We start from the raw sequence: 22212 nt of genomic DNA on the forward strand, positions 1-22212 counted from the left end.
TAGAGAGATGCCCTCCTCCGGATTGCCGAGCCTGCGTCCAACGGTCAAATCTCCGCCATGCTTCGCCAGAGCCTGATCCTCTTGTTCGTTCTTGCCGCGCGTCCCCTGGAAGCCGTTGCGTCGTCGAGCGCCTGGCTCGAAACGCAGGGTGGACGGGTGCGGCTCGTCACGGCCGGCGCTCCGGATGCCCATGGCGTCCTCACCGGCGCCCTCCAGATCGATCTCCTGCCCGGCTGGAAGACCTATTGGCGGGATCCGGGCGAGGCGGGCGTGCCGCCCGTCGTGGATGTCTCGGCCAGCCCGAGCATCGTTTCGGCCGAGCTTTCCTTTCCGGCACCGCATCGTTTCGACGACGGCTATTCGAAATGGGCCGGCTACAAGCATTCGATCGCGCTGCCGGTGAAGTTCACGCTGAAGGGTTCGGAGGCGGGCAAAATCGACGCCGACATCTTCCTGGGCATCTGCGAGACGATCTGCATTCCGGTCCAGGGCCGGCTGGAGGTGGACCCTGCCGGCGATCCCGGCAACGCCGCCGACACGGCCTTGGTGGAGGCAGCGTTCGCCGCGCTGCCGAAACCCGAGCATCCCGGCTTCGGCGTGAAGCTCCTGGCGAGCGACGCCGGGCATATCGAAGTCGAGGCGCATGCGCCGGCCGGTGCCGAACCGATTGATTTCTTCCTCGCCGGCGAACAGGGCTATGTCTTCGGCACGCCCGAACGCCGAGAGGCCGGCGGCAAGGTCCGATTCTCGATCCCGCTGCTGGCGCGGCCCGCGACCGCGCCGACCCAGGGTGCGCTGCGCTACACGCTGACGACGGATGCCGGCGCTGTGGAAGGCGCCCTGCCCTTTCCCTGATCAGCTTTCGCGGCGGGCGATTGCGGCGGCGCGATCGAGCAGCTAAGGCTTGCCGCCCATCGACCGCCAACAAAAGGACAGGCGACATGACCATCAAGATCGGTGACAAGCTCCCCGAAGCCAGCTTCAAGATCATGACCGACGACGAGGCCAAGGACATGACCACGGCGGAGCTCTTCGCCGGGAAGAAGGTCGTGCTGTTCGCCGTGCCTGGAGCCTTCACGCCGACGTGCAGCAACAACCACCTGCCGGGCTATCTGGAGAACCGCGACGCCATTCTGGCCAAGGGCGTGGACACGATCGCCGTGGTGGCCGTCAACGACCAGTTCGTCATGCGTGCCTGGGCCCGTTTCACGGGCGCTGAAGGCAAGATCCTGTTCCTCGCCGACGGCAGCGGCCACTTCGTCAAGTCGATCGGGCTCGACATTGATCTGAGCGCCGGCGGCCTCGGCCTCCGCTCCAAGCGTTTCTCCATGATCGTCGAGAATGGCCAGGTGACGGCGCTCAATGTCGAGGATGCTCCGGGACAGGCCGTAATTTCCGGCGCGGCGAAGATCCTCGAACAGCTCTGAGATCAAAGGGCGGCTTCGGACACGACCGGGCCGCCCTGTCCTCCAAAACGCCTGAGCCTCGACCTTCACCCCTTCGGGGCCAGCGGCGGCTTCCGCTTCTTGAACGGCGCCATGCCCATACGGGCGAGCTCGTCGGCCCGCTCGTTTTCGGGATGGCCGGCATGGCCCTTGACCCAATGCCACGTCACCTGATGGCGGCTGCGCGCCTCGTCGAGCGCCCGCCAGAGTTCGGCATTCTTGACCGGCGCCTTGGCCGCCGTCCTCCAGCCGTTGCGCTTCCAACCTTCGATCCAGCCGTTGATGCCGTCCTTGACGTAGTTGCTGTCGGTGTAGAAATCGACCTTGCACGGCTGCTTGAGGGCGCCCAGCGCCTGGATGGCGGCCATCAACTCCATGCGGTTGTTGGTCGTCTCCGGCTCGCCGCCGGAAAGCTCCTTGACGGCTTCGTTGTAGCGCAGGATGGCGCCCCAACCGCCGGGGCCGGGATTTCCCGAACAGGCCCCGTCGGTGAAGATCTCGACGGATTTCATCGTGGTTCGATCCCGAATTCGGACGGCGACTTTATGCTGCGGTGGAAGCGCAGGCGGCGGACATATTCGAGCGGATCCCGCTTCTGCACCAGGGCGCCGTCGGGGATGGTCAGCCAGTCGTAGAGCCTGGTCAGCATGAAGCGCAGAGCCGAACCGCGGGCCAGGATCGGGAGAGCTTCCACCTCCCTGGCGCTTAACGGCCGCACGCTCTGGTAGCCGGCGAGCAAGGCGGTACCCTTCGTCAGATTGAATGCGTGATCCTTCTCGAAGCACCAGGCGTTGAGACAGGTCGCCAGGTCGTAGGCGAAGAGATCGTTGCAGGCGAAGTAGAAATCGATGATCCCCGAGAGTTCGTCACCCAGGAAGAACACATTGTCGGGGAAGAGATCGGCATGGATGACGCCCGACGACAGGTCGGCGGGCCACTTCTCGGCGAGTTCGGCGAAATCCGCATCCACCTCGGCCGACAAGCCTGGCTCCACCTCGTCGGCGCGCGGACGTGCGGCGCCCCACAGCTTCCTCCAGCCGTCGAAGGACAGCGCGTTCCTTCGTGTGAGCGGAAAGTCGGCGCCGGCGAGATGCAGGCCGGCGAGCGCCTTTCCCACCTCGCGGCAATGGGCGGCGGTCGGCCGTCGCGGCCACATGCCCTCCAGGAACGTGATCAGGGCGGCAGGCCGACCGGCGATCGTGCCGATGACGGTACCGTCGCTGCGATGCACCGGCAGCGGGCAATTGATGCCCTTCCCGGCCAGGTGATCCATCAGCCCGAGGAAGAAAGGCAGGTCAGCCTGATCGACGCGTTTTTCATAGAGCGTCAGGATGTAGGAGCCGCTCGCCGTATGGAGCAGGAAGTTCGAGTTCTCCGAGCCTTCCGCGATGCCCTTGTAGGACAGAAGCCGGCCGACGTTGTAGCGCTCGAGGAAGGCGTCGAGCTCGCCCTCCGTGATGTCCGTGTAGACAGCCATGCCTCAACGGTCCCCGTTGACGAACGCCATGTCGGCAGCCGTCAGATCGACATCGCGCAGCGCACGCATCACTGGGAAATTCTCCGTTTCGGTCGCAGTCACCGCGAGATCGACATGGACGTCGAACCGTTCGCGGAAAGCGTCGATGATTTCGTCCACGATGATCTCGGGCGCGGAGGCACCTGCCGAAAGTCCCAACGTCGAGATCCCGCCGACCTCATCCCACGGAATCTCGGAAGCCCGCTGTACGAGAAGCGACATTTTCGCGCCGGCACGCTCGGCCACCTCGACGAGGCGCCGCGAATTCGAGGAATTGGGCGCGCCGACGACAAGGAAGAGATCCGCTCCGGAGGCCGTTTCCTTGACCGCCTCCTGGCGGTTGGTCGTGGCGTAGCAGATCGATTCGGCAGCAGGAGCATGCAGATCGGCGAAACGCTCCGTGAGCACGCGGATGATGCCGGCCGTATCCTCGACCGACAGCGTGGTCTGGGTGACGAAGCCCAGCGCGGCAGGGTCCAGGGGCTCGAACCGCACTGCATCGGCCTCGGTCTCGATGAGCGTCACCGTGCCGTCGCGAAGCTGCCCCATCGTGCCGATCACCTCGGGGTGGCCGGCATGGCCGATCAGCAGCACATGGCGGCCGAGCCGCTGGTGGCGCATGGCCTGCTTGTGGACCTTCGAGACCAGCGGACAGGTCGCGTCGAGATAGAAGAGGTTGCGCGCCTCGGCATCCTGCGGCACGGATTTCGGCACGCCATGCGCGGAAAACACCACCGGGCATTCCCGGTGTTCCGGCGGAATCTCGTGAAGCTCCTCGATGAAGACCGCCCCGAGGTTCTGAAGCCCTTCGACCACGTAGCGATTATGGACGATCTCGTGCCGGACATAGACCGGCGCACCGTATTTCTTCAGCGCCAGCACCACGATCTGGATGGCGCGGTCGACGCCGGCGCAGAAACCGCGCGGCTGGCAGAGCCGGATCGTCAGCGGCGGCTTTTTGGTTGGGGCGGGCATGGCTTTCCGATCGATTGAGCGCGCCCGAAATGATGTCCCGGCCCTCTCCATGTCAAGGGCGAAAGGTTGCGGCATGGCGGCGGCAAGCCGTCTGCGGCTTCCCTGTTTGGCCAGCGCACAGGATCGTTTATGCAGTAGCTATGCTCATATGCCGAGTGCGGCCATGAAGGAAATCCAACGTCAGGACGCGAGAGCCCCATTGTCACGCCGCGACGACGGGGCCGAGCGCCGCGTGATCACGAGGCACGGCGAGAAGGAATCAGCGCCTCGGCCATCGCTCGGACGGCTTCTGGTGAACTCGCCACTCGAAGAAGGTGATCTTCCGGCACGTCGCCCCGTATCTTTGTTGCGCGGAGGTTGACTGGCCTTCCGCGATCCGCACAACCAGATGAGACACACTGCCCCCGCGGCGCCATCGCTGTCCACCCTTGACATTATCGCGCAAATTACGCAAATTATGCAAATTTCGCAGGAGGCTTTGATGCATCAGGCTCCAACCGTTCCCGCGAGCGATTTCTCACGGAACTTCGGAAAATATCAGGATGAGGCGATCAAAGTGGGCGTCATCAATGTGACCAGTCACGGCCGCGTGGTTGGGGCCTATCTCTCTGCGGCGGAACTGGAGCATTTTGAGCGCCTCAAGCAACGGGAACGTGAAGTTTTGAAGATCGGCGACCTCGACGACGATACGATAGCGGCCATCGAAGCTGCCGAGTATGGCGCCGCGCCCAAGTGAACATCCCTACGCCAAGACCGGGCCTCGTCATTCGTTACAGCTTCCTTTGGAGTTCAGAACACGATCAGGGTGCTGTCGAGGGTACGAAGGACCGCCCTTGCGCCATTGTTGTGGCAGTTCCTCGCGGCGAGGGCGGACAGGTTCGCACGATTGTCGCGCCCATCACGCATCGCCCGCCGGAGGATTCGGGCACATCCCTGGAGGTCCCGGATACTGTGTGCCGCAGCCTTGGGCTAGACGGCGCACGGCATTGGATTCGCTTCGACGAACTCAATCGCTTTACGTGGCCTGGCTACGATCTTCGGCCGCGACCAGATGGTTCCTATCACTACGGAATGCTGCCGCGCGGACTGTTCGAAGAGCTTCGACAAGCGATCGTGGAAGCGCAAAAAATCCGCCGCGCGCGCGTCGTGCCGCGAGACGACTAAGCATTTCTCCCGAAGTGGTCACCGTTTTCGGCCAAAAGGACATGCGTCAAATGAAGGACCTACAGCTTGCGACCTGCCGTAGAGTTACGCATGTCGCGCAAAACTGCTGCACACTCTTGCGCGACATGTCTTGAGGGCTCTCGAACCTTCGGCCGATACCCGCTAAACCCGCGTGCCGCCGACCGTCATCTGGTTCATGCGCAGATGCGGCTGCCCGACACCGACCGGCACGCCCTGACCGGCCTTGCCGCACATGCCGATGCCGGTGTCGAGCTTCATGTCGTTGCCGACCATGGTCACCCGGTGCATCGCGTCGGGTCCGTTGCCGATCAGCATCGCGCCCTTGATCGGCTGCGTGACCTTGCCGTTCTCGATCATGTAGGCTTCCGTGCAGCCGAACACGAACTTGCCTGACGTGATGTCGACCTGGCCGCCGCCGAAGGAAACGGCGTAGATGCCGTGCGGCACCGAGGCGATGATCTCGGCGGGGTCGAGGTCGCCCGCCGTCATGAAGGTGTTGGTCATGCGCGGCATCGGCTGGTGCGCGTAGGATTCGCGACGGCCGTTGCCCGTCGCCTCCATGCCCATCAGCCTGGCATTCTGCCGGTCCTGCATGTAGCCGACAAGCTTGCCGTCCTCGATCAGTACATTGCGGGCGGTTGGCGTGCCCTCGTCGTCGACCGTAAGCGAGCCGCGACGCTCGGCGATTGTGCCGTCGTCGACCACGGTGACGCCCCTGGCCGCCACCTGCTGGCCCATCAGCCCGGCGAAGGCCGATGTCTTCTTGCGGTTGAAGTCGCCTTCCAGCCCGTGGCCGACGGCCTCATGCAGCATGACACCCGGCCAGCCGCTGGACAGCACGATGTCGAAAGCGCCGGCCGGTGCGGGAACGGCCTGCAGATTGACCAGCGCCTGACGCAGGGCTTCGTCGGCGGCGAACCTCCAGCTGTCCTCGGCAAGGAACTCGCCGAAGCCCTTGCGGCCGCCCATGCCGTACGAGCCGGTCTCCTGGCGATCGCCCTCGCCCACCACCACCGAGACATTGACGCGCACCAGCGGGCGGATGTCGCGGACGATCTGGCCGTCGGCGCGCAGGATCTCGACATGCTGCCAGGACGAAGCAAGCGATGCCGTCACCTGGCGCACCCGCGGGTCCTTGTTGCGCAGGAAGGCGTCGATCTCCTGAAGGAGCTTCGCCTTCTCCGCGAAAGACGGCGACGGAATCGGGTTCTCGTCGCCGTAGAGATGACGGTTGGTGCGCGCCGGAGCCGCGGCCAGCGTGCCCGAATAGCCGCCCTTGACGGCCGAAACAGCGTCCGAGGCGCGCAGCAGCGCGCTTTCGGAAAGCTCGCTGGAATGGGCATAGCCGGTCGCTTCGCCGGCGACCGCCCGCAGCCCGAACCCCTGATCGGTGTTGAAGTTCGCGGTCTTCAGCCGGCCGTTGTCGAACATCAGCGCCTCGCTCTCGCTGTATTCGAGATAAAGCTCGCCGTCATCGGCGCCCGCGATCGTGTCGGCGACGACCCGGCGCACCTTGTCTTCGGAAATGTCGAACTGGCCGAGAATGCTGTTCATCGCCTGCCGCCTTGCTGGATGGAATGACTGTACGGGCATGTAGGCGCGGTCACACCCGAAGGCAATGCGGGCAATGTCACCTGCTCAGGGCAGCGCCGCGAAGCCTTCGCCGAAACCCTTGAGGTCGACCGGGATGCCGATACCTTCCTCAGGCGTCTGGAAGACGATGAAGGTGGCCGACGTGCCGGTCTTCAGCGTGTCGAGCAACTGCTTCTCGAGGATGACCTCGGCATAGCATCCGTCCTGGAAGCAGCGCACGAAATAGGCGCGACCGATGTCCTTGCCGTCGACATTGAGACCGAGGCCGTTGGGGAGGAGCACTCCGAGCGGGGCGAGCACGCGCAGGATCTCCGCCTTGTTGTCGGCCGTGCGCAGCACGACGACCGACAGGCCAACCTCAGGACGATCCTCCGCTACGACGTTCTGCATCATGGCGCATTGCTCGGCGGTTGCCCCCGCCGGCGTATCGCACACCACGGACCAGGCGCCGTGCGTCGACTTGACCGTTCCGCTCTGCTGGGCGGAAGCCGTCGAGAAGACCCCGACGGCGGCAGCGCACAGGAAGACCTGCGCCAGCGGTCTGAAAAGCCCAGTGATCATGGCTGCTCCATAACGAATCACGGCAATTTAGTTCCCGGCAGCGTCAAGTAAAGGACAAGCATGCGCTTCAGAACAGCCAAATTGCCAAGCCCGCCGACTTTTCGGGAGCAAATTCGCCCGAATTGCGACGCCACACCGCCTCATCGGCCAACGGCCATCGCACAAGGTGCGAAGCCCGGCCGCTGCCGCGGGGGGCATCGGTGGACCACCGTTTCTCCACACCGGCCGGCGCGCGCAAAAATGCCGCATGATCTGTTCCGCTCATTCCTTGCGGTCGCAATGAGAGTGTGGTTTGAACGCGCCATGGCCGCCGGGATTCCAGTTCCGGCGGGCTTTGGCGACGACCTGGCCGCAAAGACTGGGAGATGATGAGGGCGATGAGAAAATTCCTTGCTGGCGCAGCCGCACTGACGGCATTCCTCCCCGCGGCGGCGGCCTATGCGGACCAGCCGACGCCGTGGCAGTGGCGTTTCCAGGCGGCGGCGACGCCGATCATGGAACAGATCGAATGGTTCGAGAAATATACGCTGTGGTTCATCATCCCGATCACGCTTCTCGTGCTCGTGCTGCTCGCCTACTGCATCCTGAAATTCCGTGCGAGCGCCAATCCCGTGCCCTCGCGCACCAGCCACAATACGTTGATCGAGGTCATCTGGACCGTCGGTCCGGTCGTGGTGCTCCTGGCCCTGGCCGTTCCCTCCTTCCAGCTCCTGACGGCGCAGTACACACCGCCGGAAGAGCCGAAGCTGACCATCAAGGCCACCGGCAACCAGTGGAACTGGGACTATGAGTACCAGGTCGAGGATGCGCTCTCCTTCAACTCGGCCATGCTTCAGGAAGGCGACCGCGCCGCGGCCGGCAAGGAAGACAAGGCGAGGTATCCGCGGCTCCTGGCCGTCGACAACGAAGTCGTCGTTCCCGTCAACACGACGACGCGCGTTCTGGTCACCGCCAGCGACGTCATCCATGCCTTCGCCATGCCGGCCTTCGGCGTGAAGACCGACGCCGTGCCGGGCCGCATCAACGAGATCTGGTTCAAGGCCGAGAAGGAAGGCCTCTTCTACGGCCAGTGCTCCGAGCTCTGCGGCAAGGACCACGCCTACATGCCGATCGCGATCCGCGTCGTATCGGAAGACCAGTACAATACCTGGCTCGCGGCTGCGAAGACCGACCTGCCCGGCGCGAACAAGGCGCTGATGGCCGCGGTTGACGGCGACAACAAAGTGGCGGTCGCCGGCAACTGATGCCGCGAACCGATAGGGACTAAGGAACGGAGCGGAACATGGCAGGCGCTGCAGCTCACGACGACCACGACCACAAGCCGAAAGGCTGGGTGCGCTGGGTCTATTCGACCAACCACAAGGACATCGGCACGCTCTACCTGATCTTCGCGATCTGCGCCGGCATCATCGGCGGCGCGCTGTCGATCGTCATGCGCATGGAACTCCAGGAGCCCGGAATCCAGATCTTCACCGGCCTGGCGCAGATGGTCTACGGCCTCGACGGCGACGCCGCCATCGACGGCGGCAAGAGCATGTTCAACGCCTTCACCACGGCCCATGCCCTGGTCATGATCTTCTTCATGGTCATGCCGGCGCTTATCGGCGGCTTCGCCAACTGGATGGTGCCGCTCATGATCGGCGCGCCCGACATGGCGTTCCCGCGCATGAACAACATCTCGTTCTGGCTGCTGCCTCCGGCGTTCCTCCTTCTGATCCTGTCGGCCTTCGTGCCGAGCGCGCCCGGCGCCTACGGCGTGGGCGGCGGCTGGACGATCTATCCGCCATTTTCGACCAGCGGCCAGCCCGGACCGGCGATGGATCTCGCGATCCTGTCGCTGCACATCGCCGGCGCGTCGTCGATCCTCGGCGCGATCAACTTCATCACCACGATCTTCAACATGCGCGCCCCAGGCATGACGCTGCACAAGATGCCGCTCTTCGCCTGGTCCGTGCTGATCACCGCCTTCCTGCTGCTGCTCTCGCTGCCGGTGCTGGCGGGCGGCATCACCATGCTGCTGACCGACCGTAATTTCGGCACGGCCTTCTTCGCGCCCGAGAGCGGCGGCGACCCGATCCTGTTCCAGCACCTGTTCTGGTTCTTCGGGCACCCGGAAGTCTACATCCTGATTCTGCCGGGCTTCGGCATCGTCAGCCACATCGTGTCGACCTTCTCGCGCAAGCCGATCTTCGGCTATCTCGGCATGGCCTACGCCATGGTGGCGATCGGCGCGGTCGGCTTCATCGTGTGGGCGCACCACATGTACACGACCGGCCTTTCGCTCGACACGCAGCGCTACTTCGTGTTCGCCACCATGGTCATCGCGGTGCCGACCGGCGTGAAGATCTTCTCGTGGATCGCCACGATGTGGGGCGGCTCGATCTCCATGCGCACGCCGATGCTGTGGTCGATCGGCTTCATCTTCCTGTTCACCGTGGGCGGCGTCACCGGCGTCCAGCTCGCCAATGCCGGCCTGGACCGTTCGCTGCACGACACCTACTACGTGGTCGCCCACTTCCACTACGTGCTGTCGCTCGGCGCCGTCTTCGCCATCTTCGCCGCCTGGTACTACTGGTTCCCGAAGATGACCGGCTACATGTACTCGCCGCTGATCGCCCGCACCCACTTCTGGGTCACGTTCATCGGCGTGAACCTGGTCTTCTTCCCGCAGCACTTCCTCGGCCTCGCCGGCATGCCGCGCCGCTATATCGACTACCCCGATGCCTTTGCGGGCTGGAACCTGGTGTCGTCCTACGGCTCCTATATCTCGGGCCTCGGCGTCCTGGTGTTCCTCTACGGCGTGTTCGAGGCCTTCTCGAAGAAGCGTATCGCCGGAGCCAACCCATGGGGCGAAGGCGCCACCACGCTGGAATGGCAGCTGCCTTCGCCGCCGCCCTTCCACCAGTGGGAGCAATTGCCGAAGATCAAGTGATCGGCGGGAAACGATCTTGAAGCCGCCGGCCGGTCCGGCGGCTTCGGCCAAACGGAATGATGGACTTAAGTACGCATGGCCCTTGTGCAGAAAAGCGGATGTGACGAAGCCCGCTTCCGAATGTCGGAAGCGACGGCGTCGGACTATCTCGCGCTGCTCAAGCCGCGGGTCATGTCCCTCGTGGTCTTCACGGCCTTCGTCGGCCTCGCCGCCGCCCCCGTCACGGTCAACCCATTCATAGGCATGATCGCCATCGCCTCGATCGCCGTCGGGGCCGGTGCGTCGGGCGCGCTCAACATGTGGTACGACGCCGACATCGACGCGGTGATGACCCGCACCGCCAAGCGCCCGATCCCCTCGGGCCGCGTCGCACCCGGCGAGGCACTTGTCTTCGGCCTGGTGCTTTCAGTCCTTTCGGTGATGACGCTCGGCGTGCTCGTCAACTGGCTCGCAGCCGCCCTGCTCGCATTCACCATCTTCTTCTATGCCGTCATCTACACGATGTGGCTGAAGCGCTCGACGCCGCAGAACATCGTGATCGGCGGCGCCGCCGGCGCTTTCCCCCCTGTCGTCGGCTGGGCTGCGGCTACCGGCTCGGTCAGCCTGGAAAGCATTGTCCTGTTCCTGATCATCTTCCTCTGGACGCCGCCGCATTTCTGGGCGCTCGCGCTGTTCAAGTCGGAGGACTACGGCCGCGCCGGTATTCCGATGATGCCGAACGTCGCCGGCCATGCCTCGACGCGCCGGCAGATCTTTGTCTATTCGGTGCTGATCGCGCCCGTCGGCGTGCTGCCCTGGATCCTCGGCTACACCACGGCGGTCTATGGCGCCGCTTCTATCGCCCTCGGCATCGGTTTCGTCTGGTATGCGTGGAAGGTACTGCGCATGGGCGACGACGATCGCGCCATGAAGCCCGCCAAGAAGCTGTTCGCCTATTCGCTGCTCTATCTGTTCGCCATCTTCGCGGTGTATCTGGGCGACGTCGTCGTCTCGCGCGCCATAGGCCTGCCCGGAGCCTGATATGAACGAGAACAATATCGAAATGGTGACGCTCACCGAGGCACAGAGGAAGGCTCAGCGCAGCCGCTCGATCGCCATCGGCATCGGGCTCGGCGCGCTGGTCATCATCTTCTACGTCGCCACCATCGTCAGAATGTGAGGCGGTGATGGTCGAGAATCGCAGCAAGAGCGCGAGCAAGGACCGCAGCAACCTGCTGGTCGCCGGGGTGTGCCTCGCCTTCTTCGGCGGTATGGTCGGCATGGCCTATGCAGCCGTGCCGCTCTACAAGATGTTCTGCCAGGTCACCGGCTATGGCGGCACCACGCAGCGCGTCGAGCAGTATTCCGACCGCGTGCTCGACCGCGACATCACCATTCGCTTCGACGCCAACACGGCTGGCCTGCCCTGGGACTTCCAGCCGGTGGCCCGCGAGGTGACGATCAAGATCGGCGAGACGACGCAGGCCAGCTACAAGGCGACCAACCGATTCTCAAAGGCCAATGCCGGCCGCGCGACCTTCAACGTCACGCCCGAGATGGCCGGAGCCTATTTCAACAAGGTCGAGTGCTTCTGCTTCACCGACACCACGCTGAAGCCTGGCGAAACGCTCGACATGCCCGTCGTCTTTTATGTCGATCCGGCCATCGTCGACGTGCCGGAACTCAAGGACATCAAGACGATCACCCTCTCGTACACTTTCTTCCCGATCGAAGGGAACAAGCCGGTGGCGGTTGCGCCGAAGGCGGAAGGTGATAAGACCACTACCGACGGACAACTCGGGGGATAGAATGGCAAACGCCCACGCCAAACCGCAGCACGACTACCACATCATCGACCCCAGCCCGTGGCCGTTCCTCGGCTCCGTGGGCGCGCTCGTCATGGCGATCGGCGGCGTCGGCTTCATGCAGTATCTGAAGGGCAACGAGTTCCCCATCCTCGGCGTGAATCTTGCTTCGCCGTATCTCTTCGTCATCGGCCTTTTCATCGTGCTGATGGTCATGGCCGGGTGGTGGCGGGATACCATCAAGGAGGGCAATGAGGGCCATCACACCAAGGTGGTCTCGCTGCACCTGCGCTACGGCATGATCATGTTCATCGCATCCGAGGTGATGTTCTTCGTGGCCTGGTTCTGGGCCTTCTTCGACGCCGCACTTTTCCCCAACGAGGCCGCGCAATATGCCCGCGAAGCCTATACCGGCGGGGTCTGGCCACCGAAGGGCACCGAGGTCCTCGACCCCTTCCATCTGCCGCTCTACAACACGATCATCCTGCTGCTTTCCGGCACGACGGTGACCTGGGCCCACCATGCCCTGATCCATGACGACCGCAAGGGCCTGGTCTGGGGCCTTGCGCTGACGGTCGCGCTTGGCGTGCTGTTCTCGTTCGTCCAGGCCTATGAGTACATGCACGCGCCGTTCGGTTTCAGGGACTCGATCTACGGCGCCACCTTCTACATGGCGACCGGTTTCCACGGCTTCCACGTCTTCGTCGGCACGATCTTCCTGCTCGTCTGTCTGTTCCGAGCCATGGCCGGCGGCTTCACGCCGAAGCAGCATTTCGGCTTCGAGGCGGCTGCCTGGTACTGGCATTTCGTCGACGTCGTCTGGCTGTTCCTGTTCGCCTGCGTCTATGTCTGGGCCTCGCAGGGCGCCGTCATCGCTCACGGTTGAGCCTCGACGGAAATGACCAAGGAAACGGCCGCCCCTGCGCGGCCGTTTTTGTTTCGGCCTCTGCGCGGGCCGATCAGCCGGACGAATGGCCGCACGACGGTCGCCGGCGCAGACATGGTAAGGATCGGGAAATGGCGAACGAGGATGATCGGAATAGACCCGTGAGCGACGATCAGGCGATCTGGCCGCCGGTAGACCCGGTCACGGCAGGGCTCAAGGGGCGCTGCCCGCGATGCGGCGAAGGAAGGCTCTTCTCGGGTTTCCTGACCGTCGCCAGGAGCTGCGGCGTCTGCAGGCTCGACTATTCCTTCGCCGATGCAGGAGACGGACCGGCCGTCTTCGTCATCCTGATCATCGGCTTCATCGTCGTCGGCCTGGCGCTATGGATGGAGGTCAATTTCGGCCCACCGCTATGGCTGCATCTCCTGCTCTGGATCCCGCTGACACTCGTGCTCTCGCTGACCGCCCTGCGGCTGATCAAGGGCGTCCTGATCACGCTGCAATACCGCAACAAGGCGGCCGAAGGGCGGCTGGACCGGCCGCAATGAGCCGAGCCGACCACCAGGCCGCGCGCCCGAAGGGGCCTGCATGGGCAATCGTCGGGCTCGGCGCCGTCCTCTTTGCCATGCTCGTCGGCCTCGGCACGTGGCAGATGCAGCGGCTCACCTGGAAGGAGGCGCTCATAGCCGCCGTCGACCAACGCATCGGGTCGGCTTCGCGGCCCCTCTCCGAGCTGGAGCGCCAATTCGCCGAAACCGGGGACGTCGACTATTGGCCCGTCGAGGCGACCGGCCGCCTGCTCAACGACCGCGAGAGCCATTTCCTGGCGACCTGGCGCGGACAGTCCGGCTTCTTCGTCTATGCACCGCTGGAGTTGCTCGACGGGCGTGTGCTCTTCGTCAATCGCGGCTTCGTGCCCTTTGACCGCAAGGATCCATCGACGCGGGCCGAGGGCCAGATCGCGGACCTAATGGCCTTGAAGGGTCTCGCCCGCAATCCGCTCGCCGAAAAGCCATCCTCGCTGGTGCCCGACAACGATCCGGCGCAGAACGTCTTCTATTGGAAGGATCTTGCAGCCATGGCCGGTCGCGCAGGCGTGCCGGCCGACCGAATCGTGCCATTCTTCATCGATGCGGATGCCACGCCCAACCCCGGCGGGCTGCCGATCGGAGGCGTTACCCTGGTCGACTTCCCTAACAACCACCTGCAATATGCCTTGACCTGGTACGGGCTCGCCGCCGCGCTGCTTGCCGTCCTGGGCGCCTGGCTGATCTCGAGACGTCGCGCGTGACCCCCTCCTCCATGGTCATCCTCACAGGCGCCGGCATTTCGGCCGAGTCCGGGGTCGACACGTTCCGGGACGCAGGCGGCATCTGGTCGAAGGTCGACTATCGGGAGGTCGCCACTCCCGAAGGCTTCGCCCGCAATCCGCGCAAGGTGCACGACTTCTACAACAAACGCCGGCGGGGCATGGCGGGCATCCTGCCGAACGCGGCGCATGCGGCGCTCGCCCGACTGGAACAGGCATTCCTCGGCACGTTCCTGCTGGTCACCCAGAACATCGATCATCTCCACGAGGCAGCCGGCTCGCACAGGCTGCTGCACATGCATGGCGAACTCGCCAAGGCGCTCTGCGAGGCCTGCGGCGAACGCAGCGAATGGCCCGGCGACATGTCGACCTCGTCGCAATGTCCGCAATGCCGCACCGTAGGGCGATTGCGGCCCGACGTGGTCTGGTTCGGCGAGATGCCTTATCATATGGGACGCATCTACGCCGCGCTCTCGGAATGCGACCTGTTCGTGTCGGTCGGCACCAGCGGTAGCGTCTATCCCGCGGCCGGTTTCGTCGAAGAGGCGCGCCTCGCCGGCGCCCATACGGTCGAGCTCAACCTGGAACCTTCCGAAGGCGGCAGCCTTTTCGCGCAAACCCACTACGGCCGGGCGACCGAGGTCGTGCCCGCCTTCGTAGACCGCCTCATCGAGAAGAGCTGGCCCTGACCCTTGATGTCAGGACTCGTCTATCCGCCGTCCTTCCATGAGTTCGCGATCCGTCGAACTGTTGTCTCAACGCCGGGCCAGCAACCTTTCCAGCCCTTCCCTGACAAGGGCGGGAACGTCCCTTGAATCGTCGAGATACGCGGATTCGAGTAGGCCGTCTGACAGAGCGACAAGCAGCGAGGCGGTGACGGAAGGGGCTGGATCGCCATCCGCAGCAAGAAGCTTCCGGAGGACGCCGTGATACCATGCACGGCGCGCATCAATGGCTTGCCGAACGGGGCTATTCGGGTCGGGGTATTCGGCGGCTGCGTTGAGGAACGGACAGCCCCGGTAGTCCCCAGTGACGACGGCTTCGCTGATGCGCCCCAGGATCGCGGCGATCATCTTGCGCGGAGACTGCTTGGGGAGCGCTGAGGTGGCTTCCCGCCCAAGCTGGTCCTGCTCTTCGATATAGGCGAGGACGAGATCATCCTTCGACGGGAAGTGATTGTAGAACGTCGCCTTGGCCACGCCCGCTTCCGCGATGATGCGGTCGATGCCCACGGCACGGATGCCCTCGGTATAGAAGAGACGGGTCGCGGTATCGAGTAAGCGGCGGCGCGCCGCGCTTACTCCAGGATCGGTCTGCGAAACGGTTCTGTTCATGGGATTGACTCTAACAGACAGACCTGTATGGTACATAGACAGACCTGTCTACCTAGGAGAAACAATGCAGACGAACGAGACAGCCGAAATCGTGCATCGATTCAACCGGGCCTTCCTCGATCACGAGCCTGCGATCCTCAAAGACCTGATCGCACCGAACTGCGTCATGGAGTCGATTCAGCCGGCGCCCAATGGTACGCGATACGAAGGCTATGACGCCTGCCTCGCATTCTGGGAGGCTCTCGCTGCGGACCCGGTTACCTATTTCGATGTTGAAGACACGATCGCAATGGGCGACCGCGCTATCATCCGCTGGCGTTTCAATTTCGGTGACGGTGGGTCGGTTCGGGGCGTCAACCTGATGCATGTCCGCGACGGCCGGATCGTCGAAGCGCTCGGTTACTCAAAGTCGCCCGGCCAGTCGGCCCCACTACCTGAGTGACCGCCAGATAGTGGTTTCCTCGCCGCCGAACCGACACGTCCGGGGAGCCACTCGCTGCTTTCGAAAGTGAGCAGCGGTTCGGGAAAAAGGCATGCGCTAGATCAATAATCTACGGCGCGTCGCGTGAATCCTTCTCGCGTTTCACGCGACGCCCTGTAGGGGGCGAAGCGCCATATGGCTCAATGAGGTGAGAGAATGAGGACCGACAGCGAAGTTACCCGCGCGATCATGGACCGCTTCAATGGCGCGTTCGAGGAGCACCGGCCCGAAGACCTCGACGATCTGATTGGTGAGGGTTGCGTTCTCGAGAATACGACGCCCGCTCCGGATGGCGCGCGCTACGAAGGGCGTGAGGCTTGCCTCAATTTTTGGAAGGGAATCGCGTCCTCTGCGAACCTTGTATTCGAAGCCGAGGAGATTTGGGCCAGCCAGGACCGCGGGATCATCCGATGGCAACTCCGATGGAGCAAAAGCAAGGCGGATCGGGTGCGAGGGATAAACATAATGCGCGTTCGGGACGGAAAGATCGTCGAAGGTCTGGGATACGTGAAGGGATAGGGACATGCCCCTCCTCACGTCTCGCGAGCACCCTGCGGAACCCATCAGGCTCGAGCCTCTAGCGTCGCCGGCGCGGCTTCTCCAATAGAGCCACGGCCTCCACATGCGCCGACCACAGGAACTGGTCGATCGGCGTCACGCATTTCAAGGAATAGCCACCGTCGATGAGGATACGCAGGTCGCGGGCCAGCGTGACCGGATTGCAGGAAACAGCGGCGACCAGCGGCACGTCCGAGCGGGCGATCTGCTTCGACTGGTCCTCGGCTCCGGCCCGGGGCGGATCGAAGACCACTGCGTCGAAAGCGTTCAGCTCCTTGAAAGTCATCGGCCGGCGGTAAAGGTCGCGCCGTTCCGCCGTGATGCGCTTCAGGCCGCGAGCAAAGCGGAAACCGCGGTCGAGAGCGGCGAGCGGCGCGGCATCGGCTTCCACCGCATGGATTTCGGCCTTCGTCGCAAGGCGCAAGGCAAAGGCACCGGCACCGGCGAACAGGTCGGCGATCCGCTTCGCCTTGCCGAGATGCGCCGCAACCAGCCCCGCCATCGCCTCTTCGGCCGAGGCGACGGCCTGCAGGAAACCACCCGGCGGCGGCGTCACCGCGGCGTCGCCGAACATGACGACCGGCTTGCGCGGCTCGACCACGATCTCGCCATCGACCGAGAGCCTGGCAATGCCTTCGCGAATCACGAAATCGCTCGCCTTGCGCCGTGCCGTCTCCGACAGCTTGCCGGAACCGTCGGCCGCGACATCGAGGCCCGAAGCCGTGAGGGTGACAGCCAGATGGAACGGCTGCGGCGTCATGCAGATGAGGCTGGCGAGGCTCCGCAGCCTCGGTAACGCGGCAACGATCTCGGGTGCGGCGATAGGGCATTCCGTTATGTCGATGATCGTATGCGACAGCGCCCTGTTGTAGCCGAGGATCATGCCCGCCTCGGTGCGCCGCGCCGAGAACACGACGCGGCGGCGCGAGGCCGGCGCGCAGGCGACGGTCGCGGCAACCGGAACGTCGATCCCTTTGCCCTTGAGGGCATGCACGACCTTCTCGCGCTTCCAGGCGCGATAGGATTCGCCCTCGAAATGCTGCAGGTCACACCCGCCGCATTCGGTAAAATGGCTGCAAACCGGTTCGGCCCTGAGCGGCGAGGCTTCGAGCACCGCCATCAATGTGGCGCGGTCCTTTTCGCGTGCCGCGGTGACGGTCTCTCCCGGCAAGGTGAACGGGATGAACACCTGTCCCGTACCGGTTTCCGCTATGCCGTCGCCCTTGGCGCCGAGCCTGTCTATGACGAAGCGTGCAGTCATCGATCCTTGGCTCCGGCCAGCAGGAACTCGCGGTTGCCATCGCCGCCTTCTATCGGCGACGGACACAGGCCGAGCGCTCGCCAGCCGGGAACGCCGTCGAGCCACGCGCGTAGACGTTGCGCGATCACGGGTCCCTCCCCCGGATCACGCAGCAATCCGCCTTTGCCGATCGCGTTTTTGCCGGCCTCGAATTGCGGCTTCACCAGGAAGACGCCGGACGCCCCCGTCGCCGCGAGGTGGAGCGCCGGCGGCAGCGCAAGGGTGAGCGAGATGAAGCTGACGTCGCAGACGATGATTTCAGGCTCCACGCCACCGAGATGCGAGGCCCGCAGGTCACGGGCATTGAGCCCTTCGACACAGGAGACACGCGGATCGGACCGCAAACGCGGCTCCATTTGTCCGTGGCCGACATCGATCGCCACGACATGACGGGCACCGCGCTCCAGCAGCACCTGGGTGAAGCCGCCGGTCGAGGCTCCGACATCGAGCGCCTGCCGCCCCGCGGGATCGAGGCCGAAATGGTCGAGCCCGGCGACCAGCTTCAACGCGGCGCGCGAGACGAAGTGCTGCGCCGGGTCGTCGACGCTGATGACAACGTCTTCCGCGACACTGGCGCCGGGCCTTGTCGCGACGACGCCGGCCACACTCACCGTCCCGCGCTCGACGGCATCGCGCGCCCGCGAACGGGTGGCGAAGAGGCCGCGACGCACGAGCAGTTCGTCGAGGCGTATCCGGCTTGTCTGCTGGTCGAGCTTCATCGGCCTTCCTTGGCGAAAGCCGGCGGCGAAGGCAAGCGGGACGTTGCAACCGGGTCGTGACGCGGCCGACCGGAGCGGCGATCGTCAGAAGGCGACGAAGCGCGACGCCCTGTGCTCGATCGCGAGCATCAGCTCCCATCCATGACGATGGGTCGTCGACCCCGTCGGAGCGGCCGGATAGAGCTCCGCAGGCTCGCTGAAGACCGTGGGAGGCAGCACGGGGGCGGGCTTCACATCGTGAGCGAAACCACCACGCAGCGTTCCGATCTTGTCGGCGACGATCCTCAGCACGGCTTGTTCAAGCTTGCAGTCATATTGGATATCGGCGACGGCCGGCGGGGCGAGCACGACCAGCATCGCGACGCCGATCGTCGGCATCTTCATCGTAGGCCACTGTCCAGACGCGGTTCTACCTGGGGCGCGCTAAGAAACGGTCAAGGGACAAGGTTACGGAAACGCCAAATGCCAGCGTAGACAGATGGTTAGAGTAAGTTGCCTGATGGGCACGTCAGGCACGTGCGACCTGGACGACGCCGTCTGCCGTCGAACTGGCGCGTTGACAGCGGCGATCGAAGGCAACCGAACAGTTCTCATCGCTATGCAACCGCCTGCCAATCTTGCCAACTACCGTCGTCTTACTTTCGAATCCCGAGATAGCCGTAAACCGCCCGTCTGACGCGCGGCTCAAGGGACGACATGTCCGTCTCGCCGAACAATCCCGCCGCGTCGACCATGCCGCGCGTGAGAGCGGCCAGGTCCCTGGCGGCGGTTTCTGGCTTGGCGATCCCGTGAAGCGACAGTATCTCGGCCACCGCCGCGACGATCATCCGCTTCAGCGCCTCGGTCTCCGTGTCAATCGGCAGCATCGCTTCAGCATATTCCAGACTGCCGGCAAGCCGCGGCCTTTCGAGTTGGTGGGATACGGCTGCGCGGATGAAGCCGTTGAGGACCGACGGCAGATCGCGCCCTCTCGCCTGCGCCTTCTCCCGCTCGATCATCGTCATAAGTTCCGCGCGCTTGCGGCGGATCAGTTCCGCGAGCAACGCCTCCTTGGCGGGGAAATATTGGTAGAGGCTGCCGACACTCACTCCTGCCTTTTCCGCCACTGCATTGGTGTTAAACGCCGCAAGGCCGCCGGCCTCCAAAACGCGAGCAGCGGCCTCGACAATGGCCTCGACTGTAGCAGCTGAACGGGCCTGACGCGGGCGTTTGCGGGCATCGATGGGGGATTGCGTGGCGACCATGGAATGCGAGTAAGGATTGCGAGCAATTGCTCGTATTTTAGCCCGCATCGCCAACGCAGACAACAGGAACCTCTCGTGACCACACCCAAACCGCGGTTCACCATCTTTGTGCTTTTACGGACTTTGCCTTCCTGGCTGTCCCTCCCCCGCTCGCGCCGCAACGAAATCGCGAATTCGGCCTTCGCCGACACATTGAAGGACGAAAGCGTTACCATTCGCCATTTCGACGCCGAAGCCTTCACGGCTTTTTGCACGGATATCGCTATGTTCGAAGCCGACGACCTGATCTCCTTCCACTTCGTCATGGAGCGGTTGCGCGACTCCGCCTTCTTCGCCGAGCCTTATTTTGAACTGGTCCAGATCATACCGGCCGTGGAAGACGGCTTCCGCTATTTCGAGAATACGGCGGCGTGAGGCGGGATAATGCGTATTGAGGGAAAGACGGCGCTGGTGACGGGCGGCAGCGCCGGAATTGGGCAGGAGATCGCGCTGCAACTCGCCGCCAGGGGCGCCAAGGTCATCATCGTGGCGCGCGACCGGCAGCGCGCCGAGGCGACGATCGGCTGTAGTCCGGAACGAATCGCGCTCCTCCAGGCCGATCTGTCCCGCGGCCAAGATCAGGACAGGGTCGTGGCCGAAGTCACGCAGTGCTGCCCCGATCTTGCCATCCTCGTCAACAATGCCGGTGTACAGATCAACCTGGCGGCGACCGGGATCGGGGACGGCGGTAGAATGGCGGACTTCCGAGACGAGATCGACCTGAACCTCACTGCGCCGGTTGCATTGAGCTTCGGCCTGATGCCGGTTCTGGCGCGGCAGAAAGAAGCGGCTATCGTCAACATCTCCTCGGGGCTTGCATTGGCGCCGAAGCGGACGGCCCCTGTCTATTGCGCGAGCAAGGCCGGACTCGGCGCCTTCAGCCGGGCCCTGCGCTATCGCTGCGAGGATTCCGCTCCCGCGATCCGGGTCATCGATGTGGCCATGGATTTTGTCGATACGAACATGACACAAGGCCGGAGCGGCGCCAAGATGACCGCGCATGACGCGGCCCGCGCGGTCGTGCACGGCATCGAGAGACGGAATCGCGAAGTCTGGGTCGGCAAGACCCGGCTGCTTCGTATCCTTCACCGCCTGTCGCCAGCCTTCGCATACCGGCTGCTGCGGAACGGATAGGTTGATGCCGCCCATCGTCCCCATTGCGGGTCTGCGCCCATCGTCCGCACCGCAATCGCGCAGCGTGAGTTGGCCGACGCGGCTACCAGCAAGACGACGGCTGCGCGACGCGGCGGGGCCGGCAGGGTCCGATTCAGCGACGCCGCCGAAGACATGATAGCCCACGCCCGCAGGCCGAGAACCTCCGTGCAAAACGCAGCTAATTTGAGAACCCGGCAATCAGGATTCTCATAAGTAAGTATCCCCCGCAAAAGCCGGGGCTTTAGGATTTGGGCCGCTCAAAGCGGCCTGTTGGGTGGCTGACGCGGCCCCTCATGGGGTTGGCCACCCAAGGTGGCCGTTCAGCGCCAAAGGTTCAATTGCTCCAGCCTTTGATCCTCGCGCTCCTGATTCTTGATATACTCCCGGATCACGGCCTCGTCGCGACCGACGGTCGAGACGAAGTAGCCGCGTGCCCAAAAGTGCTGCCCCTCATAGTTGCGGCGGCGTTCTCTGTAAACACGAGCCAGATGGATCGCACTCTTGCCGTCTCGAGGAGTGCCTCTCCATCATCCGCTGGACGCCGGACACCTTGGCGCGGCGCCTCAACTGTGACTGCTCCGCGGATCAACGATATGTCTTGTCCCCTTCCGCTTGGTCTGCCTCATCGCTCGGGAATGATTTCCAGATTTTGGGGAAGAGGCAGACTTGAGCATCGCATATGCATGTCGCGGGCGAACAGCTTTCGTTGCTTTTCCTGATGCTCTCTGCCCGCCGCCGCGATCGCAAGTCCGTAGGGGCCCATCAAGAGAGCGGTCCCCATGTTCAACGGCTTGGCTTTTCCGGCCCCATAGGTCAACGCCTCCGCGCGGATCTGTTCGCACTGCGGCGACTGCCACTTCGGGTCTTGTGTCGAGAGCGTGGCTGCATACTCGGCGGGCGCCGCCGTGCACCCGGCGACCGCGGCCACCAGCAGCAAAGTTGCCACAGTCCATACTCGCCCCATCGCCATGGATCGTTCAGTCTCCATCCGACCAGCCGTTGATTTGCGCCACCCCACCTGCTGACGCAGGGGTCGTACAGCAATCCTCACGAGATGAACAGACCAACGGATCGACGGTCGTCGGCTGACCAAAATCCAGGAACTACGGTCCATTCCCGGTTACCCGGCCGGCAAGCAAGACAGTTCCTGGCGGATAGCGCCGACAGGTCGTATGACGGATAACGTCACTGGCACC

The 22212-nt window shown here is 63.9% G+C and carries 27 protein-coding genes and 1 pseudogene; 16 read left to right on the forward strand and 12 right to left on the reverse strand.

The features are described from left to right. Positions 1-57: 57 nt before the first annotated feature. Positions 58-855 (forward strand): protein-disulfide reductase DsbD domain-containing protein, encoded by a 798-nt coding sequence (locus JN280_RS30275; RefSeq protein WP_202307762.1) that lies wholly within the window; start codon positions 58-60, stop codon positions 853-855. A gap of 86 nt (positions 856-941) precedes the next feature. Next, positions 942-1427 (forward strand): peroxiredoxin, encoded by a 486-nt coding sequence (locus tag JN280_RS30280; RefSeq protein WP_202307763.1) that lies wholly within the window; start codon positions 942-944, stop codon positions 1425-1427. Positions 1428-1492: 65 nt separating this feature from the next. On the opposite strand, the gene rnhA is transcribed toward JN280_RS30280, so the two are convergent. The 3 genes from rnhA to ispH are packed head-to-tail and all read right to left on the reverse strand — an operon-like array spanning position 1493 to position 3936. Further along, on the reverse strand, positions 1493-1957 hold the full coding sequence (rnhA, locus tag JN280_RS30285) for a ribonuclease HI (protein ID WP_202307764.1): 465 nt from the start codon (positions 1955-1957) through the stop codon (positions 1493-1495). After that, positions 1954-2922, reverse strand: coding sequence for a homoserine kinase (locus JN280_RS30290; protein ID WP_202307766.1), 969 nt, complete (start codon positions 2920-2922; stop codon positions 1954-1956). The genes rnhA and JN280_RS30290 overlap by 4 nt, the downstream gene beginning before the upstream one ends. A 3-nt stretch (positions 2923-2925) precedes the next feature. Next, positions 2926-3936: a 4-hydroxy-3-methylbut-2-enyl diphosphate reductase gene (ispH, locus tag JN280_RS30295; RefSeq protein ID WP_202307768.1), complete on the reverse strand. Its 1011-nt coding sequence runs from the start codon at positions 3934-3936 to the stop codon at positions 2926-2928. A 481-nt stretch (positions 3937-4417) separates the two neighbouring features. Between ispH and JN280_RS30300 the strand changes: the two genes are divergently transcribed. Further along, the gene (locus JN280_RS30300; protein ID WP_202315120.1) at positions 4418-4672 is read left to right on the forward strand and encodes a type II toxin-antitoxin system prevent-host-death family antitoxin; all 255 of its coding nucleotides are present in this window, start codon (positions 4418-4420) and stop codon (positions 4670-4672) included. A 590-nt stretch (positions 4673-5262) separates the two neighbouring features. Here JN280_RS30300 and tldD read toward each other — a convergent pair. Together tldD and JN280_RS30310 are read right to left on the reverse strand one after the other, a co-directional pair. Then, a complete protein-coding gene (tldD, locus tag JN280_RS30305; RefSeq protein ID WP_202307769.1) occupies positions 5263-6675 on the reverse strand; it encodes a metalloprotease TldD in 1413 nt (470 codons plus the stop codon). 84 nt (positions 6676-6759) lie between these two features. Continuing rightward, a complete protein-coding gene (locus JN280_RS30310) occupies positions 6760-7275 on the reverse strand; it encodes an invasion associated locus B family protein (protein ID WP_202307770.1) in 516 nt (171 codons plus the stop codon). Positions 7276-7652: 377 nt separating this feature from the next. Between JN280_RS30310 and coxB the strand changes: the two genes are divergently transcribed. The 9 genes from coxB (at position 7653) to JN280_RS30355 (ending at position 14875) form a co-directional block, all read left to right on the forward strand. Further along, positions 7653-8519: a cytochrome c oxidase subunit II gene (coxB, locus tag JN280_RS30315; RefSeq protein WP_244742272.1), complete on the forward strand. Its 867-nt coding sequence runs from the start codon at positions 7653-7655 to the stop codon at positions 8517-8519. Positions 8520-8557: 38 nt separating this feature from the next. Beyond that, on the forward strand, positions 8558-10207 hold the full coding sequence (gene ctaD, locus JN280_RS30320; RefSeq protein ID WP_202307772.1) for a cytochrome c oxidase subunit I: 1650 nt from the start codon (positions 8558-8560) through the stop codon (positions 10205-10207). A gap of 75 nt (positions 10208-10282) precedes the next feature. Further along, the gene (locus tag JN280_RS30325) at positions 10283-11227 is read left to right on the forward strand and encodes a heme o synthase (protein ID WP_202307773.1); all 945 of its coding nucleotides are present in this window, start codon (positions 10283-10285) and stop codon (positions 11225-11227) included. A gap of 1 nt (position 11228) precedes the next feature. Next, positions 11229-11366 carry a hypothetical protein gene (locus JN280_RS30330; RefSeq protein WP_202307774.1) on the forward strand — a complete coding sequence of 46 codons (138 nt, stop codon included), beginning with the start codon at positions 11229-11231 and terminating at the stop codon, positions 11364-11366. A 7-nt stretch (positions 11367-11373) separates the two neighbouring features. Continuing rightward, positions 11374-11994, forward strand: a complete 621-nt coding sequence (locus JN280_RS30335; RefSeq protein ID WP_202307775.1) for a cytochrome c oxidase assembly protein — start codon at positions 11374-11376, stop codon at positions 11992-11994. 1 nt (position 11995) lies between these two features. Beyond that, complete coding sequence (locus JN280_RS30340) at positions 11996-12877, forward strand: cytochrome c oxidase subunit 3 (RefSeq protein WP_202307776.1); 882 nt, start codon at positions 11996-11998, stop codon at positions 12875-12877. Positions 12878-13038: 161 nt separating this feature from the next. Then, the gene (locus JN280_RS30345) at positions 13039-13425 is read left to right on the forward strand and encodes a DUF983 domain-containing protein (RefSeq protein WP_202307778.1); all 387 of its coding nucleotides are present in this window, start codon (positions 13039-13041) and stop codon (positions 13423-13425) included. Next, the gene (locus JN280_RS30350; RefSeq protein WP_202307780.1) at positions 13422-14168 is read left to right on the forward strand and encodes an SURF1 family protein; all 747 of its coding nucleotides are present in this window, start codon (positions 13422-13424) and stop codon (positions 14166-14168) included. The genes JN280_RS30345 and JN280_RS30350 overlap by 4 nt, the downstream gene beginning before the upstream one ends. Before the next feature lie 11 nt (positions 14169-14179). Further along, on the forward strand, positions 14180-14875 hold the full coding sequence (locus JN280_RS30355) for an NAD-dependent deacylase (protein WP_202315122.1): 696 nt from the start codon (positions 14180-14182) through the stop codon (positions 14873-14875). Positions 14876-14941: 66 nt separating this feature from the next. On the opposite strand, the gene JN280_RS30360 is transcribed toward JN280_RS30355, so the two are convergent. Further along, the gene (locus JN280_RS30360) at positions 14942-15520 is read right to left on the reverse strand and encodes a TetR/AcrR family transcriptional regulator (RefSeq protein ID WP_202315123.1); all 579 of its coding nucleotides are present in this window, start codon (positions 15518-15520) and stop codon (positions 14942-14944) included. A 64-nt stretch (positions 15521-15584) separates the two neighbouring features. Between JN280_RS30360 and JN280_RS30365 the strand changes: the two genes are divergently transcribed. Continuing rightward, the gene (locus JN280_RS30365; protein ID WP_202307782.1) at positions 15585-15962 is read left to right on the forward strand and encodes a nuclear transport factor 2 family protein; all 378 of its coding nucleotides are present in this window, start codon (positions 15585-15587) and stop codon (positions 15960-15962) included. A 195-nt stretch (positions 15963-16157) separates the two neighbouring features. Next, positions 16158-16520: a nuclear transport factor 2 family protein gene (locus JN280_RS30370; protein ID WP_202307784.1), complete on the forward strand. Its 363-nt coding sequence runs from the start codon at positions 16158-16160 to the stop codon at positions 16518-16520. Positions 16521-16578: 58 nt separating this feature from the next. Here the strand turns inward: JN280_RS30370 and JN280_RS30375 are convergent, their stop codons facing one another. The 4 genes from JN280_RS30375 to JN280_RS30390 form a co-directional block, all read right to left on the reverse strand. After that, complete coding sequence (locus JN280_RS30375) at positions 16579-17820, reverse strand: class I SAM-dependent RNA methyltransferase (protein WP_202307786.1); 1242 nt, start codon at positions 17818-17820, stop codon at positions 16579-16581. Then, positions 17817-18578: a TlyA family RNA methyltransferase gene (locus JN280_RS30380; protein WP_202307788.1), complete on the reverse strand. Its 762-nt coding sequence runs from the start codon at positions 18576-18578 to the stop codon at positions 17817-17819. The genes JN280_RS30375 and JN280_RS30380 overlap by 4 nt, the downstream gene beginning before the upstream one ends. An 84-nt stretch (positions 18579-18662) precedes the next feature. Further along, positions 18663-18962 (reverse strand): hypothetical protein, encoded by a 300-nt coding sequence (locus tag JN280_RS30385; protein ID WP_202307790.1) that lies wholly within the window; start codon positions 18960-18962, stop codon positions 18663-18665. A 251-nt stretch (positions 18963-19213) separates the two neighbouring features. Then, positions 19214-19885: a TetR/AcrR family transcriptional regulator gene (locus JN280_RS30390; RefSeq protein WP_244742280.1), complete on the reverse strand. Its 672-nt coding sequence runs from the start codon at positions 19883-19885 to the stop codon at positions 19214-19216. Positions 19886-19897: 12 nt separating this feature from the next. Here JN280_RS30390 and JN280_RS30395 point away from each other — a divergent pair, with 12 nt between their 5' ends. Both JN280_RS30395 and JN280_RS30400 read left to right on the forward strand, forming a co-directional pair. Then, positions 19898-20236 carry a darcynin family protein gene (locus JN280_RS30395; RefSeq protein ID WP_202307792.1) on the forward strand — a complete coding sequence of 113 codons (339 nt, stop codon included), beginning with the start codon at positions 19898-19900 and terminating at the stop codon, positions 20234-20236. Between the two features lie 9 nt (positions 20237-20245). Next, on the forward strand, positions 20246-20995 hold the full coding sequence (locus JN280_RS30400) for an SDR family oxidoreductase (protein WP_202307794.1): 750 nt from the start codon (positions 20246-20248) through the stop codon (positions 20993-20995). A 341-nt stretch (positions 20996-21336) separates the two neighbouring features. Here the strand turns inward: JN280_RS30400 and JN280_RS30405 are convergent. Both JN280_RS30405 and JN280_RS30410 read right to left on the reverse strand, forming a co-directional pair. Beyond that, positions 21337-21522, reverse strand: a pseudogene (locus tag JN280_RS30405) (transposase); the annotation flags it as partial. A gap of 116 nt (positions 21523-21638) precedes the next feature. Further along, positions 21639-21962 (reverse strand): hypothetical protein, encoded by a 324-nt coding sequence (locus JN280_RS30410; protein ID WP_244742283.1) that lies wholly within the window; start codon positions 21960-21962, stop codon positions 21639-21641. Between the last annotated feature and the right edge of the window lie 250 nt (positions 21963-22212).

Source organism: Mesorhizobium sp. L-8-10 (assembly GCF_016756635.1).
Classification (GTDB): domain Bacteria; phylum Pseudomonadota; class Alphaproteobacteria; order Rhizobiales; family Rhizobiaceae.